General features: G+C 54.8%; 16 protein-coding genes. 8 read left to right on the top strand and 8 right to left on the bottom strand.

Annotated elements, in window-relative coordinates; genetic code table 11:
* The first annotated feature begins 125 nt into the window (after positions 1 to 125).
* On the top strand, positions 126 to 1,679 hold the full coding sequence (locus AC1RKG_RS06845; protein WP_020826313.1) for a peptide MFS transporter: 1,554 nt from the start codon (positions 126 to 128) through the stop codon (positions 1,677 to 1,679).
* A 49-nt stretch (positions 1,680 to 1,728) separates the two neighbouring features.
* Here the strand turns inward: AC1RKG_RS06845 and AC1RKG_RS06840 are convergent, their stop codons facing one another.
* The 4 genes from AC1RKG_RS06840 to AC1RKG_RS06825 are packed head-to-tail and all read right to left on the bottom strand — an operon-like array spanning position 1,729 to position 3,293.
* Positions 1,729 to 2,127 (bottom strand): VOC family protein, encoded by a 399-nt coding sequence (locus AC1RKG_RS06840; RefSeq protein WP_493182452.1) that lies wholly within the window; start codon positions 2,125 to 2,127, stop codon positions 1,729 to 1,731.
* Positions 2,127 to 2,546 (bottom strand): DUF6691 family protein, encoded by a 420-nt coding sequence (locus tag AC1RKG_RS06835; RefSeq protein WP_493182578.1) that lies wholly within the window; start codon positions 2,544 to 2,546, stop codon positions 2,127 to 2,129. Before AC1RKG_RS06835 ends, AC1RKG_RS06840 begins: the two co-directional genes overlap by 1 nt.
* A gap of 4 nt (positions 2,547 to 2,550) precedes the next feature.
* Positions 2,551 to 2,985: a YeeE/YedE family protein gene (locus tag AC1RKG_RS06830; RefSeq protein WP_493182450.1), complete on the bottom strand. Its 435-nt coding sequence runs from the start codon at positions 2,983 to 2,985 to the stop codon at positions 2,551 to 2,553.
* A complete protein-coding gene (locus AC1RKG_RS06825) occupies positions 2,982 to 3,293 on the bottom strand; it encodes an ArsR/SmtB family transcription factor (RefSeq protein ID WP_046373924.1) in 312 nt (103 codons plus the stop codon). The genes AC1RKG_RS06830 and AC1RKG_RS06825 overlap by 4 nt, the downstream gene beginning before the upstream one ends.
* A 140-nt stretch (positions 3,294 to 3,433) precedes the next feature.
* On the opposite strand from AC1RKG_RS06825, the gene AC1RKG_RS06820 reads away from it, so the two are divergent.
* Entirely contained in the window at positions 3,434 to 4,195 is a 762-nt protein-coding gene (locus AC1RKG_RS06820) for an AraC family transcriptional regulator (RefSeq protein ID WP_046373925.1), read from the top strand.
* Here AC1RKG_RS06820 and leuA read toward each other — a convergent pair.
* Positions 4,180 to 5,850: a 2-isopropylmalate synthase gene (leuA, locus tag AC1RKG_RS06815; protein WP_493182447.1), complete on the bottom strand. Its 1,671-nt coding sequence runs from the start codon at positions 5,848 to 5,850 to the stop codon at positions 4,180 to 4,182. The two genes, AC1RKG_RS06820 and leuA, sit on opposite strands and share 16 nt — an antisense overlap.
* A 206-nt stretch (positions 5,851 to 6,056) precedes the next feature.
* Between leuA and AC1RKG_RS06810 the strand changes: the two genes are divergently transcribed.
* Both AC1RKG_RS06810 and AC1RKG_RS06805 read left to right on the top strand, forming a co-directional pair.
* The gene (locus tag AC1RKG_RS06810; protein WP_020826306.1) at positions 6,057 to 6,434 is read left to right on the top strand and encodes a MysB family protein; all 378 of its coding nucleotides are present in this window, start codon (positions 6,057 to 6,059) and stop codon (positions 6,432 to 6,434) included.
* A gap of 62 nt (positions 6,435 to 6,496) precedes the next feature.
* Positions 6,497 to 7,045 (top strand): GNAT family N-acetyltransferase, encoded by a 549-nt coding sequence (locus AC1RKG_RS06805; RefSeq protein ID WP_115059163.1) that lies wholly within the window; start codon positions 6,497 to 6,499, stop codon positions 7,043 to 7,045.
* A gap of 1 nt (position 7,046) precedes the next feature.
* On the opposite strand, the gene AC1RKG_RS06800 is transcribed toward AC1RKG_RS06805, so the two are convergent.
* The 3 genes from AC1RKG_RS06800 to AC1RKG_RS06790 all read right to left on the bottom strand — a co-directional run bounded on the left by AC1RKG_RS06800 (position 7,047) and on the right by AC1RKG_RS06790 (position 11,577).
* The gene (locus tag AC1RKG_RS06800) at positions 7,047 to 7,292 is read right to left on the bottom strand and encodes a YceK/YidQ family lipoprotein (RefSeq protein WP_104410961.1); all 246 of its coding nucleotides are present in this window, start codon (positions 7,290 to 7,292) and stop codon (positions 7,047 to 7,049) included.
* 162 nt (positions 7,293 to 7,454) lie between these two features.
* Entirely contained in the window at positions 7,455 to 10,016 is a 2,562-nt protein-coding gene (gene mdoH, locus AC1RKG_RS06795) for a glucans biosynthesis glucosyltransferase MdoH (protein ID WP_493182445.1), read from the bottom strand.
* On the bottom strand, positions 10,009 to 11,577 hold the full coding sequence (locus tag AC1RKG_RS06790) for a glucan biosynthesis protein G (protein ID WP_020826302.1): 1,569 nt from the start codon (positions 11,575 to 11,577) through the stop codon (positions 10,009 to 10,011). The genes mdoH and AC1RKG_RS06790 overlap by 8 nt, the downstream gene beginning before the upstream one ends.
* Positions 11,578 to 11,835: 258 nt before the next feature.
* Here AC1RKG_RS06790 and mdoC point away from each other — a divergent pair, with 258 nt between their 5' ends.
* From mdoC to AC1RKG_RS06770, 4 genes are all read left to right on the top strand, one after another.
* Complete coding sequence (gene mdoC / locus AC1RKG_RS06785) at positions 11,836 to 12,966, top strand: glucans biosynthesis protein MdoC (protein ID WP_493182443.1); 1,131 nt, start codon at positions 11,836 to 11,838, stop codon at positions 12,964 to 12,966.
* A gap of 217 nt (positions 12,967 to 13,183) precedes the next feature.
* A complete protein-coding gene (locus AC1RKG_RS06780; protein ID WP_187962688.1) occupies positions 13,184 to 14,200 on the top strand; it encodes an acyltransferase family protein in 1,017 nt (338 codons plus the stop codon).
* A gap of 302 nt (positions 14,201 to 14,502) precedes the next feature.
* Positions 14,503 to 14,730, top strand: a complete 228-nt coding sequence (locus AC1RKG_RS06775; protein ID WP_020826300.1) for a hypothetical protein — start codon at positions 14,503 to 14,505, stop codon at positions 14,728 to 14,730.
* 301 nt (positions 14,731 to 15,031) lie between these two features.
* Positions 15,032 to 16,753: a potassium/proton antiporter gene (locus tag AC1RKG_RS06770; RefSeq protein WP_128864202.1), complete on the top strand. Its 1,722-nt coding sequence runs from the start codon at positions 15,032 to 15,034 to the stop codon at positions 16,751 to 16,753.
* The last annotated feature ends 498 nt before the right edge of the window (positions 16,754 to 17,251 follow it).

The raw sequence follows: 17,251 nt of genomic DNA, 5'->3' as shown, positions 1-17,251 counted from the left end.
GTTAACGGGCGCTGCAGCAACGGTTTTGTCGGGTAATCCACATTGGGTGGATCACCTTCCTTAAATACACATACATACCACAGTATAAGCTGCATCATTGCGGCGCATTTTATTGGGAAGACGTTATGCAATCCTCTGTTAATAAACAAGAAAGCCGGACCTTCTTCGGCCATCCTTATCCGCTCGGATCCCTGTTCTTTACCGAAATGTGGGAGCGGTTCTCGTTTTACGGCATTCGCCCATTACTGATCCTGTTCATGGCCGCCACCGTGTACGACGGCGGTATGGGGTTGGCACGTGAAAACGCCTCGGCGATTGTCGGTATTTTCGCTGGCAGCATGTACCTGGCTGCCCTGCCGGGCGGTTGGTTGGCGGATAACTGGCTTGGCCAGCAGAAAGCGGTGTGGTACGGCTCGATTCTGATCGCGCTGGGCCACCTGTCGATCGCGCTGTCTGCCGTCATGGGCAATAACCTGTTCTTCATCGGCCTGATGTTTATCGTGCTGGGGTCTGGGCTGTTCAAGACCTGTATCTCGGTGATGGTCGGCACGCTGTATAAGAAAGGCGACAACCGCCGCGACGGAGGTTTCTCGCTGTTTTATATGGGCATCAACATGGGCTCGTTCATCGCCCCGCTGATCTCCGGTTGGTTGATCCGTTCCCACGGCTGGCATTGGGGCTTCGGCATCGGCGGGATCGGGATGCTGGTGGCGCTGGTGATCTTCCGCGTCTTTGCGGTACCGGCGATGAAACGCTATGACAGCGAAGTCGGCCTGGACTCCACCTGGAACAGCCCGGTCGCCAAGAAAAACGGCGTCGGTCGCTGGCTGCTGGCGTTAGCCGTCGGCGTGGCGGTGGTTATCACCCTGATTGCCCAAGGCATCATCGTGATTAACCCGGTAGCAGTAGCCAGCATGCTGGTTTACGTGATTGCCGCCTCGGTGACCCTGTACTTTATTTATCTGTTCGTGTTTGCCGGCCTGAGCCGCAAAGAGCGTGCCCGCCTGCTGGTCTGCTTTATCCTGCTGGTGTCAGCCGCCTTCTTCTGGTCCGCATTCGAACAGAAACCGACCTCGTTCAACCTGTTCGCCAACGACTACACCAACCGTATGATCGGCGATTTCGAGATCCCGGCGGTGTGGTTCCAGTCAATCAACGCCCTGTTTATTATCCTGCTGGCACCGGTATTTAGCTGGGCATGGCCTGCGCTGGCACGTAACAAGGTACGCCTGAGCAGCATCACCAAGTTCGTTATCGGCATTCTGTTCGCCGCAGCAGGCTTTGGCCTGATGATGCTGGCTGCGCAGAACGTGCTGAGCAACGGCGGTGCCGGTGTGTCGCCGATGTGGCTGGTGGGCAGTATCCTGATGCTGACGCTGGGCGAACTCTGCCTTAGCCCAATCGGGTTGGCGACCATGACTCTGCTGGCCCCGGAAAGAATGCGCGGCCAGATGATGGGCCTGTGGTTCTGTGCCAGCGCGCTGGGTAACCTGGCTGCCGGCCTGATCGGTGGCCATGTTAAGGCCGACCAACTGGAAATGCTGCCTAACCTGTTCGCACGCTGCTCGATTGCGCTGCTGATTTGTGCCGCGGTATTGACCCTGTTGATCGTCCCTATCCGTCGCATGATGGAAAATACTCAGGGTAAAAGCGCGCAGAAACCGGCGACCAACGCCTGATAGCCTTTTCGCTTGACCCTTTCAGCCAGCGTCCGGTGCGCTGGCTTTTTTATTGCCCCCACACCTGCTGTTGCAACACTACCCGGTAACCGTCCGGATCTTCAAACGACTGCCCATGGGCATCCCAGTAGGGATTGTAGGCCGCAACGCGCCGAAAACCGGCGGTCAGCATGCGTTTGCATCCTGTAACCCACTCCTGTTCATCCGGCAGATAAAACACCAGCAGATGATCCTGCGTCGGCGCCTGCCGCACCTCCACTCCCCGATGATGAGTAAACTCAAGGTGATAACCCCGTTGCGGGTGCCCGACCATTACGCCATCAAAACCCTGATGATCGCGGAACTCACCCAGCCGTTCGAAGCCCAAGCCCTGGCAGTACAGGGTCGCAATCTCCTGTAACCTGTCGGTCGGGCGGGCAATGCGCAACACCGCGTTAGCTATCGGCATTATTTTCTCCAAAACAGAATAACTTCATACAACGCCATTCCTGCCAGCATTGCCGCAACGAACTGCCAGCCGGCTGACGAGCCCGCACCGGCCAGCACCCAGGCCGGGCCGGGACAGATGCCCGCCATTCCCCACCCGATGCCAAACAGCGCGCTGCCTGCCAATAAGCGGCGGTCGATGCGTTGGGAAGATGGGAGTTGTACTGTTTCACCCAACAAGGTACGTGGTCGGCGGCGAACCCAAAAGAACGCCGGTGCCGCCACCGCAATCGCTCCCACCATCACCAGGGCCAGTGACGGATCCCAGTGGCCGGTGACATCGAGAAAGGCCAGCACCTTGGCGGGATTGGCCATTCCGGCGACGATCAGACCAAGGCCAAAGATGGCGCCACTCAGTAAGGCAAACACGGATCGGTACATCACGTTAAACTCCCCCCCACTGGCGGACGGCCCATACCGTAATAAACCCCAACAGCATAAATACCGCCGTGGCCACTAACGAACGCGGAGACAATCTCGCCACGCCGCAAACACCGTGACCGCTGGTACAGCCTCCGCCCAGGCGAGTACCCAGCCCGACCAATATCCCGGCGGCGATCAGCCATAAACTGCTGCCGTCAACCGGCATGTCCGGTAAAGGCCTGGCGATACGATACAGCCAGGGCGAAATCAGCAACCCGACAAGAAATGCGGCCCGCCAGCCTTTCTCTTTGCCCTGCGGCGTCAGCAGGCCACCGGTAATGCCACTGATGCCGGCGACGCGGCCGTTAAACAGCAACAACAGCGCCACCGCACTGCCGATTATCCCCCCGCCGACCAGCGCGGACAGCGGGGTAAAATGCAACCAGTCGACGGTCATGGCCTCTCCTCCCGTGCCGGGCAAAAGAGTTGATATAAAGTATTAAGCAGCGTCAGCGCCTTCCGATCGCAAACGGCATAGTAGATTTGTTTACCGTCGCGCCGCGTTGATACCAGCCCTTCCTGACGCAATACCCCAAGCTGTTGCGAAAGCGTCGGCTGGCGGATCTCCAGCGCCTGTGACAACTCCCCCACCGACATCTCGCCCTGGCTGAGTTGGCACAGCAGCAGTAAACGATCTTCATTGCCCAGCGCCCGCAGCAATGCCCCGGCCTGCGTTGCCGCCTGCCGCATACTGTCGATATCCATCTTCCCTCCAAACAATTTACTAAATTATATATTGTTTATTTATAGACTATAACGCCTCGCCGTACCAGAGGCTGGTATGAAAGGTATCGGCGTGGCATGCTGCCATTATGATTTTCCGTGGACCGGGGATGCCCCAAGAAATGCTGCTTTTTCATGATGCTGTGCCCGCGAACCGCTCGATTGTGCCGGTCGCCAAAGATTATCAGCACGGCGAGTTCGAACCGCTCCATTACCACGACTGTGCACAGTTGATTCATAGCCTGAGCGGCGTAGTGCAAGTGAATACTCGTCTGGGCAGTTGGGTGGTCCCCCCAGGGCGTGGCGTTTGGCTGCCTGCGCGCGTAGAACACAGTCTGCAGATCACCGGTAAAGTGGCGGCAAGAGCGCTGTTAGTCGATCCGCTGGCACGAGCCGACCTGCCGGCAAGCTGCGAAGTGGTGCAAATATCCCCGTTGCTGCGTGAGCTGATTATCTGTGCGATGGACATTACGGCGGATTATCCGGCGGGAGGTCGTGAAGAACGGATCATGGAATTGATCCTGGATGAACTGCGTGTGCTGCCAATCCTGCCGCTGAATTTGCCCGAACCGCGCAGCGATGCCCTATTAAGGTTGTGCCGGCATATTCAGCAATCGCTGGCACACCCCTGGGAGTTAGAACAGGCCGCTGGTTACATCAACGTCAGCGGCCGCACGCTGTCACGACGTTTTCAACGAGAAACCGGGCTGCGTTTTGGCGACTGGGTGCGCCGCGCCCGTTTGCTGGCGGCATTGAATGCCCTGGCCGCCGGGCATTCGGTGCTGGAAGTGGCGCTGGACTTGGGCTATGACAGCCCCAGTGCTTTCAGCGCCATGTTCCGCCGCCAGCTGGGCGTTGCACCCAGCACTTATTTCGCTAAATAACGCGCAGCCACGTTGAACAACGCCTGCAGGGAAGCGCTGGCAGAATCGACGTCGATGCCGACCCCATAAGCCGCCTCACCGTGCGCCAGCGTACAGCGAATATAGGCCACGGCACGGCTTTGGCTCTGATGCCCCAGCGTGTGTTCATGGTAGTCCTCTATCGCCAAATTCAAGCCAAAGCGCTGGCGCAGCGCATCCACCGCGCTGGACAACAAACCGTTCCCTACCCCCAGCAGCCGTTGCTGTTGCCCTTCGAACAACACCCTGGCGCTGAAACTATAAGCCTCGATGCTGTGGCTTTCGGTCTGATAGCTCAGCAACTGCAGTCGCGGTTGTTCCACCAAACCATAGCTGATTCTAAACAGCCGCCACAGCTCGGCGGTGGTCATCTCTTTGCCGCTGCCGTCGGTCGCCTGCTGCACCACCTTGCTGAAATCAATTTGCAATCCACGCGGCAACGACAACCCATGGTTCTGCTCCAACAACCAGGCAGCGCCGCTTTTGCCCGACTGGCTGTTAACCCGGATCACCGCCTCATAGCTACAGCCGACGTCCGCCGGATCGAGCGGTAAATAAGGCACTTGCCACAGACCGTCCTGCCTCTGCTGTTGGGCGGCAAAGCCTTTTTTAATCGCATCCTGATGAGAGCCGGAAAAGGCGGTGAACACCAACTCACCGGCGTAAGGATGGCGCGGATGAACCGGCAGTTGGTTACACTGCTCAACTACCTCCACCACCTGCTTCAGTTGGCTGAAATCCAGCCCCGGCGCAACGCCCTGGGTATACAGGTTGAGCGCCAGCGTCACCAGATCGACATTGCCGGTGCGTTCACCGTTGCCGAACAGACAACCTTCTACCCGATCGGCACCGGCCAGCATTGCCAGCTCGGCGCAGGCCACTCCGGTGCCACGATCGTTATGCGGATGCACGCTGATGGTCACCCGGTTGCGCTGACTGAAACGGCGGCAGAACCACTCAATCTGGTCGGCGTAGACGTTCGGCGTACTGACCTCCACCGTGGCTGGCAGGTTGATGATCATCGGCCGCCCCGGCCCAGGCTGCCAGACATCGGCAACGGCTTCACAGATTTCCAGCGCAAACTCCAGCTCGGTAAAGCAGAAAGTCTCCGGTGAATATTCGAAGGTCCATGCCGTTTCCGGCTGCTGCTCGCACTGCTGTCGAATACGCAGCGCGCCATTAACCGCCAGCGCTACCGTTGCCGCCTTGTCCTGTTTGAAGACGATTTCACGAAACATCGGTGCGGTAGCGTTATACAGGTGCACGATGGCACGTGGTGCACCACGCAACGCGTCGAAGGTACGGTCGATCAAATCGTCTCGCGATTGGGTCAGCACCTGAATACTGACGTCATCCGGGATAAACTGCTCATCAATCAGCGAGCGGACAAAATCGAAGTCCGTTTGCGAGGCAGAAGGAAACGCCACCTCAATCTCTTTGAACCCGCACGCCAGAAGCATCTGGTAGAACTGGTGTTTGCGGGCGTTATCCATAGGTTCCGCCAGCGCCTGATTGCCGTCACGCAGATCGCTGGAGCACCAGCGCGGTGCCTGCTGCAAAGTGCGGCCCGGCCACTGGCGATCCGGCAAGGTCACGGGCGGGAACGGACGGTATTTGATTGAAGGGTCGGTTAACATGGCACTCTCCTGGCGGTAATAAGCAATGCCCTATTATTTCCTGCCGTGATCCCTCCTGCTCCCGCTTAGCGGACAACCATCGTCGCGAAACGGACAACAAAAAAATTTGCATCCTGCGCCAGTGCGGCAACAATTACTTCTGACGTTTGTCATGGCGCTTCGGCGCACCCAGCCCTGAGCAATGCTTATCCTGACTGGAGAAAAATATGAGCCTGTATGCAACCCTGGAAGAAGCCGTTGAAGCGGCGCGCGAGGAGTTTATCGAGTCTGCCGAAGGCGGTAACGACGACGAACCGCCGGTGCCGCAACAGTTCAATCTGCAAAAATACGTGATGCTTGATGGTGATATCATGTGGCAGGCCGAATTCTTTGAACAAGAAGGCGAATCGGTCGAATGCCTGACGTTACGCAGCGGCGCTGCCGCTCAGGCTATTTTCGACGGGGATTATGACGAAGTCGAAATCAGCGCCGAATGGATTGAGGAAAATACGCTGCACGAGTGGGAAGAAGGAGACTTCCAGCTCGATCCGCCGTTGGATACCGAAGAGGGCCAAACAGCCGCCGACGAGTGGGATGAGCGTTGAATGATCACGGGCGGGAGCAGACAATCCCCCGCCCTTCACCCTATGATTTTCTGAGAGGCTGCATGATTATCCGCCAGGCGCGTCCCGAAGATTTCCCCGCGATTTTGCAACTGCAAACACAAAACACCCCGGCAAACTTGAGCGACAGCCAAAAGCGCCAGGGATTTATCGTCTCGCGCATGAATGAAGCGCAGCTCACAAGCATTAACCAGGGGCTGGGCATTCTGGTGGCGGTCGAAGGTGAAGCCCTGGCCGGGTTTGTCTGCCTGATGCCAACGAATGCGCAACCGCACCCGCCGGTGGTGGATGCAATGCTGGACACGCTGGCCGGCCAATCATTCAAGGGACGGCCACTGAGTGAGCAGCGGGTGTTTCTATATGGTCCGGTGTGCCTTGACAGCGCCTGGCGTGGCAAAGGCGTGCTGAAGCAGCTCTACGCCGCCGTCAAGGCGCGTACCCGCAAGGAGTTCGACGTTGGCGCGCTCTTTATTGACGACAGTAACCCGCATTCGTTGGCGGCCCATGTACAGGGCTTGCAGATGACGGCGCTGGCTCCGTTCCGCTGTGGTGATCAGGGTTACCAACTGGTGGTATTTGCTACCGGGGATTAGCTTATTCGTAGGGGCCGTGTTGGGCGTCAAACGGCAGCATAAAGGTATCTACCACCATCGACAGCGGCACATCAATGACCGTGATATACCGCCAGGGGCTATCGCGCAGATCCCACTGAACGCCCGGATAATATTGATGGCCGTGCCCGGCCCCCGGCACTGTGCGACTGATAATACTGCCGCAGCCGGTTAACGCCGTGACTCCTGCCACCAGCAATACCAGACGAAGAAGAGAAGAGAGATTCACCAAAATGATTTTTGCCCCGGGTTTGTTTTGTGGGGCCACAACGCCCGGCGCGAATTTTAACACAGTTTTTCACGCGAGTTTGTCGGCGTTGCGTAAGCCAAATACCAAAAAAAACGGGGAACACGCTATGCGTATTCCCCGTTCAGGTCACCCGATCAGCCTTTAACGCTGACCCACCGGATGAGCCCGCTCATTGCGCGGCAGTTGCTGATAAAACTCGCGCCAGGCGGCGCCCTGCGGCAGTAGCCAAACCCGCTGATGCAAACGCGACAGCGCGACAGGATCGCTCAGCAGCTCAAGACGTTTGCCTTTCACCAGCTTCTCCGGCCCCAGCTCCAACGCCTCGTTCACTCGCTCTTCACGATTACGCTCGATGGCACCGCGCAGATGGTGACGCGCAGTAGCCAGCGCCGTCGCCAATGCGTTGAATGACGGATTGACCACCGCGTGCATAAAGCCATTGCTCAGTGCGCGTTCACGGTTAAGCTGCAGATATTCTTCCGTTGCCACCAGTTCGCGAGGAGGAGAGTACTCTTCCGGGATCAGGAACAGCTTGGCGCGCTTGCTCTTGATACCTAACGTCGCACGGCTCGACAAGACCGAAACGAACGGCGACAGGATCAGCGAGAAGACGATTGGCGACAGCCACCACAGGAAGCGCAGATCCAGCCAGGCCATACCGCCAGCCCAGACCAGACCGAGCAGCATCTGTGAACCGTGGCGTTTAAAGGCTTCGCCCCAAGGGGTGTCATCATCGTCACGCTGTGGCGAGTTCCATACCACTTCCCAACCCAGGAAGGCACTGACCACGAATACCGTGTGGAACAGCATGCGCACCGGCGCCAGCAGCACCGAGAACAGCATTTCCATCAGCATCGACAGGAACAGGCGTATACCGCCGCCGTACTCCCTGGCACCCTTCGCCCAGATCAGCACAATGCTCAACAGTTTAGGCAAGAACAGCAGCACCAGCGTGGTAGAGAACAGCGCTATCGCCAGTTCAGGACGCCACTGCGGCCACACCGGGAACAGCTGGCGCGGTTGCAGGAAGTACTGCGGCTCCATCAGGGTATGCACCACCTGCAGTGCGGTAGACAGCGCCAGGAACATAAACCACAGCGGTGCCGACAGGTAGGACATTACACCGGTCAGGAACACCGCACGGTGTACCGGGTGCATGCCCTTGACCAGGAACAGGCGGAAGTTCATCAGGTTACCGTGGCACCAGCGACGGTCACGCTTCAACTCATCCAGCAGGTTCGGCGGCAGTTCTTCATAGCTGCCCGGCAGATCGTAAGCAATCCACACGCCCCAACCGGCACGGCGCATCAACGCGGCTTCCACAAAGTCATGCGACAAGATGGAGCCGGCAAAAGAGCCTTCGCCAGGCAATGGTGCCAGCGCACAGTGTTCGATAAACGGCTTCACGCGGATAATGGCGTTATGGCCCCAATAGTGCGATTCACCCAACTGCCAGAAATGCAGACCGGCAGTAAACAGCGGCCCGTAAACCCGGGTGGCAAACTGCTGCACGCGGGCATACAGCGTATCCATGCCTGATGCTTTCGGCGCAGACTGAATAATACCGGCGTTCGGGTTGGCTTCCATCAGGCGCACCAGACCGGTGAGACACTCACCGCTCATCACGCTGTCGGCATCCAGGATCACCATGTAGCTGTATTCGCCACCCCAGCGACGACAGAAGTCGTCGATGTTGCCGCTTTTGCGTTTCACGCGGCGACGGCGACGGCGATAGAAGATACGGCCATGGCCATCTACGTCGCGGCACAGTTCCATCCAGGCTTTCTGTTCCGCCATGCAGATATCCGGGTCGTAGCTGTCGCTCAGCACGTAGATATCGAAATGCTCGAGCTGGCCGGTGGCCGCGACGGACTCATAGGTCGCGCGCAGGCCGGCGAACACGCGCTCGACGTCTTCGTTACAGATTGGCATGATCAACGCGGTGCGATGCGTCGGGTCGATCGGCTCATCGCCTTTGATGGTGGAAGAAATACTGTATTTGTCTTTGCCGATCAGCAACTGCAGGAAGCCCATCAGCGCAGTCCAGAAACCGGCCGAGACCCAACAGAACAGGATCGCGAACAGGATCAAAATGCCGGTTTGCAACACATAAGGCAGCAGTTGCAGCACCGACTGCATCAGATCCTGATCCCACATGGCCATCGGGTCGATCAGCGCCCAGCCCTGATACGGCAGAATCGTTTTCATGTACCAGGTGGCGATGCCGGTCTGCACCAGCATCAGCACCAACAGCACATAACGACGCATCGAGCCGACCACGCGCCAGCGGTTTTCCGCCGCGGCTTCCTCTTTGGAGGCGTGACGGTTGTGTGGCGTGCGTCCCAGCAGAGAATCCCAGAAGCGCGCTACCGGGTTGGTTCGCCAGGCTTCCGGGAACATGCTGGTGCGTTTGATTGGCGGCGTAGCCTTGAGAATGCTGCGCCCTTCCACGTCGGTATCGAAATCTTTGTCGCTAACCGCATCCGGCCAGGCGTCTTCGATTCGTGTTTTGACCGAGGCCAGCGTGACGTCATCGGCAGACAGCGAATTGACGTTGGCATCATCAGCGCCCATCTTGCGATGCAGCGCCTCAAAAGCCTGGGCGTCATCCGCCCCCGGCTGTGGTTTAAGCGCCTCTGACCGCTCAGCGGTCAGAGGCATTGCCGCAAGATAATCCTGGGCAAGTTGAGTAGGCTTATTCATTGGCAGGTAGCTGATAGCTCCAGGTTTCCGACAGGGTCTTATCACCATTGACCAGCGCTGCGCGCATTTCTACCGGCTTCTTGTCGTCTTTCACTTTCAGACGCAGCGTCAGGCGCCAGCCTTTGGTCACTGGATTATAGCGGACATTGTTTTCTACCATTTCACCGTTGTCACCGATGCTCACCTGAGAGGCAACCGGCGTAGCGCCGTCCAAGCCTTTCAGTACCGGGCCAACGAAGTCAACCAGGAATGCCACGCTGCCGTCTGGCTCGCGGATCAGGTTGGACTGCTTCACGTCACCGGTTGAACGCATGGTCTGGCTGACGTAGGCAATGTCCTGCGAATGCAGTTTGTCTTCGTCACGGGTGAAATGCAGGCGATAGCTCAACGCCAGCGGAGTTTTGGCGTCCGGCAGAACGTCTGGCGTCCAGAAAGCAACGATGTTGTCATTGGTTTCATCCGCTGTCGGGATCTCCACCAGCTCAACCTTGCCCTTGCCCCAGTCGCCGCGTGGCTCGATCCAGGCGCTTGGGCGCAGATCGTAGCGATCGTCCAGATCTTCGTAATCCTTGAAGTTACGGCCGCGCTGCAGCAGACCGAAACCTTTCGGGTTTTCGACCTGGTAAGTGCTGACGGACAGATGCTTCGGATTATTCAACGGACGCCAGATCCACTCGCCGTTACCGGCATGGATAGACAGACCGTTGGAGTCATGCAGCGCCGGACGGTAGTTCAGGGTTGGCGATGGCTGACTCGGCCCGAACAGGTACATGCTGGTCAGCGGTGCCATGCCCAGTTTGCCGACTTTGTCGCGCAGGAACACTTTGGACTCAACGTCCACGGTGGTGTCGCGGCCCGGATAAACCACAAAACGGTAAGCCCCGGTAGCACGCGGTGAATCCAGCAGCGCGTAAATTACCAGATGCTTGTCGCCCTGCTTCGGACGTTCAACCCAGAATTCGCGGAAACGCGGGAATTCTTCGCCGGACGGCAACGCAGTATCAATCGCCAGGCCACGTGCGGAAAGCCCGTAAACCTGCCCTTTACCTACCACGCGGAAGTAGCTCGCGCCCAGCAGGCTCATAATTTCGTCGTTCTTATCCGCACTGTTGATCGGATAAATCACCTTGAAACCGGCAAAACCGAGGTTTTTTACCGACTCCGGATCGTGTTTTACCGAACCGAAGTTAAAGTAGTCCGGGCTGTACTTGATCTGTTTTACGCTGGTCGCGGTGACTTCATTGATTTTCACCGGCGTATCGAAGTACATCCCCTGATGATAAAACTCAAGCTTGAAAGGGGTTTTCAGTTTGCTCCAATAGGCTTTATCGTGATTGAACTGAATCTGTTGGTAATCCGCGAATTTCATCTCACGGAATTGAGAAGGAAGGTTGCTCTTCGGGGCTTCGAAGCCTTTTCCTGCCAGATCCTGCGCCTGCTTGGCCACATCATCTATAGAAAAAGCCCATGCCGGCGAAGTAAACAGCGTGAACAATACGGTCGCACCTAACCAACGTACGCTCGCGGCGCGTGGTTTTTTGGATAATATATTAACTAGCACATCCCCCCCTATTCGTGTGCTCAAATCATTTAAATCCATATTAATGGATTATTCAGCTTTCCGACAACATGATAAATGGATGGTTCATGTTTATGGCTCATAGTTTAAGCAGCTGACTAAACACCAGCGTAGCAAGCCGCGCATCAAGACGCTATGGAAAAATGTGAAACGGTATAGTAGGGTTTGTGATTCGATTTAACCATTGCCGACTTATTAAGCGTGTTAATGACCACTCGATAAAATCACCAGCGGTAACCTATGACTAAAGGCAGCAACCAACGCGAGTTTTTCCTCGATTCGATCCGGGCTTATTTGATGTTGCTCGGCATCCCTTTTCATCTTTCTCTGATTTATTCCAGCCATAGCTGGGCGGTAAACAGCGCCAGCCCCTCCTTCTCGCTGACGGTGCTGAACGACTTCATCCATGCTTTCCGCATGCAGGTGTTCTTCGTGATTTCCGGCTACTTCTCTTACATGCTCTATGAGCGCTACGAGCGCCACCAGTGGCTGAAGGTCAGGCTTGAGCGAGTGGCGATCCCCCTGCTGAGTTCGATTCCGTTAATAACGGTGCCGCAGTTTTTCATGCTGAAATACTTCACGGACAAATTAAACGGTTGGGAAAATTTTTCGCTCTATCAGAAAATAAATGTAACAGTTTGGGAACTGGTTTCTCACCTGTGGTTTTTATTAACTCTGTCATTGCTGACCACCCTATGTTTTTATCTGTTCAAAAAAATCAAGGCACTTAAAAATAATACCGTTCCCTACCCGATAAATAAAATGACCGGATTAGGAAACATCTCACTGCTCTTTCTTATTTATGCTTTATGCTATTCGGCCGCGCACCGTATTATTTTAATTTTTTCGCCAGCTTTACTCTCTAATGGCCTGTTCAATTTTGTGGTGATGGAGACGATGTTCTACCTGCCGTTCTTCATCCTGGGCGCCTATGCCTTTAAGTACGTGTGGCTGAAAGAGATTTTCCTCAAACCGTCCCTCGGCGCGCTGCTCGGTTCGCTGTTGCTGTTCATTGCCTATATGCTGAATCAGAAGTTTCTGGCTCACAGCAGCTATATGTTTGAGCTGGAAGTGCTGATCAAAACCCTGTTGGGGATCCTGATGGCCAACGTGATTTTCTCATTCGGACATAATCTGCTGAACTATCACTCACCGCGTATCACTTATCTGGTGAATGCATCGCTGTTTATATATCTGGTGCACCATCCGCTAACCCTGATATATGGCGCTTTTGTGACGCCACATATCAACAATAACCTGCTGGGTTTTCTGGCCGGATTGGTGTTTGTCTTCTCTTGCGCCTTCCTGTTATATGAACTGCACAAGCGTATCCCGCTGTTCCGTTTTCTGTTCTCTGGTAAACCGCAATAATTCATCGAGAAGTACTCTCAGGGCGAATCTCCATCGCCCTGAAGCCTGCAACCTCCATCTTGCTAACTTTTTGAATATTTTACCCATCTTTTCAAAATGAGTATTTTCCTAATAATCATCCTAGCCCTCTCATCACATTGCAAAATGACGATCACCTGTTACGCTCATTAAGCATACTTATAAGTTATTTTTGTTCTTTTTAGGGCTGGGTATTCATATGAGAGAAGCATGGGTCGACTATGCGAAAGGAGTTGGTATCATTTTGGTGGTCTTTGGCCACGTAAACCGCGGTTTATACAGTGCTGGCATTCATCTTTCAGAATCATTTTACCAACTGACTGACAGCGTTATCTACAGTTTCCACATGCCGCTGTTCTTTTTTCTATCCGGTTTGTTTTTTGTTCAATCATTAGACCGAAAGGGTAAAAGTCGATTCATTATCAGTAAAATTGATACCATTGTGTATCCCTATATCATTTGGTCATTGCTGCAAGGCACTGTCGAAGTTGTCCTGTCGCGCTATACCAACAATGCAGCCAGCCTCAAGGATCTGCTAGGATTGTTTACACATCCTCGGGCACAATTTTGGTTTCTATATGCCTTGTTTATGGTGTTTTTCATCGCTACGCTGTTGTATAAAAAGAATAAATTCAACTACATCCTTCCTGTTTTGATTGTTATCAGTGCAGGATTGTATGTGTACCAAGACAGCCTCAGCAAATCCTATCATTTCGGTTATATAACCAGTTTCATGGTCTTCTTCCTTCTCGGGGCGTTCGCAATTCATTATTCCGCCGCCATTGCAAGAATCAACATCACTACCAGTCTTATCGCCGCGCTCGTCTTTGTTTTGCTTGAATGGGTATTTCATGGCTACTTAGGCCTAACGTATACCGATACAGGTCTGTACTCCATGATCCTGGCCATAGCAGCAATTATCTTTATCATTAGCCTGTCCGTTTTGCTGGCAAAGGCAGATATTGTCTGGTTACGGCGATTGGGTGAGCTGAGCATGGTTATTTACCTCATGCATATTCTTGCCGCCAGTGGCCTACGTATTGTACTGGCTAAGTTTTTACATGTTAACAACTGGTCGGCACATGTGCTTGCTGGCACCTTATTTGGTCTTATTGTCCCGATGGTTGCTTATTACTTTATTCAAAAGATGCACCTCAATTTTCTACTGGAGCGACCGCGTTTTCATAACGTACAGCGTAAAGAAAAAATCCTCTGAATAATTGAATATATGAGGGCGATACCAACGCCCTCATACTCTATTTTACCGTTATGATTACTATCAAGTTTTTCTATCACTGTCTGTCTGGAGCACAGATTGCTCACCCCCGTGGCGAAAGTTAAGGCAAAGTTATGCTGGAGCATATTGCCGTGAGTTGTTATAACGGCAATGCATAAGTGGAAATCCACATCCCTGCCTTACGGTAGCGATTGGTCTCAATGAACCCTAAGGGACGGCATTGTCACCATCGCGACAATGCTTGCAGCATCTCCCTTCCGTCACGACAGAGAGGATTTTTAATGACTGATAAAGACACTTCGGCTCAGGAAGCCGTGCCAGAAAACGCCACGCTGCTGAAAATTCTTGGCCGGTTGCTTTCCGCACTGGATTCGTCGATCAGCGGCAAGGATCGCAGCATTCTGGTCGCCGAACTTTCCAGCCTTAACCTTGACGGTATTTCAGAGTCAGAAAGAAAACTGGCTGCCGAGTTGATCAGACGGGCCCTGCAGTCACTCGATCATTTATAACGCCTCGCCTGCAAACCATTAAGCCTCCTGGAGGGGGTTTAATGGTTTTTCCTTCTCTGGGTATGGAAACGCCCACCATTTATTGCCTAAGCGCAATCACAGCAAGCTGATAAATATAGATAAAAGAAAGAAGTTCACCGGTTTCTCCCCACTTCCACATGCTTCTCCGCTTAAATGACAATAAAGGTCAAACTGTTTTATGAATCAGCCTTGGCGTTTTACCTGAAAAACAGGCTATCATCAGGGGGTATCTGCGCTAGCGCGCAACGCCCTTCCCCCCAGCCTGCAGGAGAACGTCATTTTGGATGCCAGCACCATTAACAGTTTGTTCATCATCGGTGCCGTGTTGGTGGGAGCAAGTATTCTTCTCAGTTCATTTTCGTCACGCCTGGGTATTCCTATTCTGGTGATCTTCCTGGCCATTGGCATGTTGGCGGGGGTCGATGGTCCGGGCGGTATCGTTTTCAGCAACTATCCGGTGGCCTATCTGGTCAGTAACCTGGCGCTGGCGGTGATCCTGCTGGACGGCGGGATGCGTACCCGAGTCAGCTCATTCCGCGTCGCGCTATGGCCGGCACTTTCGCTGGCAACTATCGGCGTGGTGATCACCGCCGGGCTGACCGGGCTGGCCGCCGCCTGGCTGTTCAACCTCGATCTGCTGCAGGGCATGCTGATTGGCGCCATTATCGGCTCCACCGACGCCGCGGCAGTCTTCTCGCTATTAGGCGGCAAAGGACTGAACGAACGCGTCAGCGCCACGCTGGAAATCGAATCCGGCAGCAACGATCCCATGGCGGTGTTCCTTACCATTACGCTGATTGCGATGATCTCCGCAGGCGAAACCACGCTGAGCTGGATGTTCCCTCTCCATCTGCTGCAGCAGTTCGGCATGGGGGTTGTCTTTGGTCTTGGCGGCGGTTGGCTGCTGCTGACGTTAATCAACCACATTAAACTGGCAGAAGGGCTGTATCCACTGCTGGCCGTCAGCGGCGGCATTCTGATTTTTGCCCTGACCACCGCACTGGACGGCAGCGGCATTCTGGCGGTATACCTGTGCGGCCTGATGCTGGGTAATCGCCCGATCCGCAACCGGCACGGCATCGTGCAAACCTTCGACGGCCTGGCATGGCTGAGCCAGATCGGCATGTTCCTGGTGCTGGGATTATTGCTGAATCCGCATGAGCTGCTGCCGATCGCCATCCCTGCCCTACTGCTTTCGCTGTGGATGATCCTGTTTGCCCGACCGCTGTCGGTATTTATCGGGCTGTTGCCGTTCCGCAGTTTTACCTTACGCGAACGCAGCTTTATCTCCTGGGTCGGCCTGCGCGGGGCCGTACCGGTGATTCTGGCCGTCTTCCCGATGATGGCCGGCCTGCCCAATGCTCAGCTGTTCTTTAATGTCGCCTTCTTTGTGGTGTTGGTTTCCCTGTTGCTGCAGGGCACCACCCTGTCGTTCGCCGCGAAGAAAGCCAAGGTGATCGTTCCGCCGGCGCTAGCGCCGATTTCACGGGTTGGGCTGGATGTTCATCCTGAAAACCAGTGGGAGCAGTTTGTTTATCAGCTGTCGTCCGAAAACTGGTGCGTCGGTGCCGCGCTGCGTGAGCTGAAAATGCCACCGGGTACGCGCATTGCCGCATTGTTCCGAGGCAAAGAGCTGTTGCACCCCAGCGGCAGCACACGACTACGCGAAGATGACATTCTGTGCGTTATCGGTCACGAGCACGACCTGCCGGTGCTGGGTAAGTTATTTAGCCAGGCGCCGGTGGTTACGCTGGATGAACGCTTCTTCGGTGATTTTATCCTGCAGTCGGACGCGCGCCTGAGCGATATTTCACAGGTTTATGGTCTGAATCTGCACGAAGGCGTGGATGAACAGCAAACCCTCGGCCAATTCGTCATTCAACTGATTGGCGGCGAACCGGTAGTGGGCGATCAGATCGAATGGGATGGCCTGACCTGGACCATCGCCGAAATGGATGGCAATGCGATCAGTAAAGTCGGCGTAAGAATTGTTACTGACTGATCCCTCCGCATAACCGGTCTGCTGTGCGGCCATGCCCGTAGCGGACCTTTCAAACAGACGGAACTTATAAGCCTGGGAAGGTTCTTAACCTCTGGAATAACCCAAACCGGGCATTCAGCTCCGGCGTTTTAACCTTTACTCTGGGAACATCGCATCGCGGTGATGGGTATCGATTTGAACAGTAAAATTCGATTTCTATCGGCCATGTTGGGGCTCGCACTGACTGTTATAGTGCTGGACCTGGGCGTCGCCGATTTGGTCCATAGACTCTTAATTGGATAACGTTAACGTGGCACAGCAGCAAGAAAAAGACATTCTGGGAAAGATACTGGTTACCGTCTCCGCACTCTGCGTGATTATTGTGGCGGTATTGCTGATATGGGGATTTGTACTGGATTAATCCCCAGCCAGGCGCAGTAACATAGCAACACTACAACTACCGTTTTGTTACAAAACACCGAAATCACTTACCGGCCATTGCACGTAAGCTAGACGCAG

It is taken from the genome of Serratia sp. GW822-FHT06D09, assembly GCF_058799515.1.
Note: the sequence above shows the minus strand (reverse complement) of the source record. Positions and strands in the feature narration are given on the sequence as shown.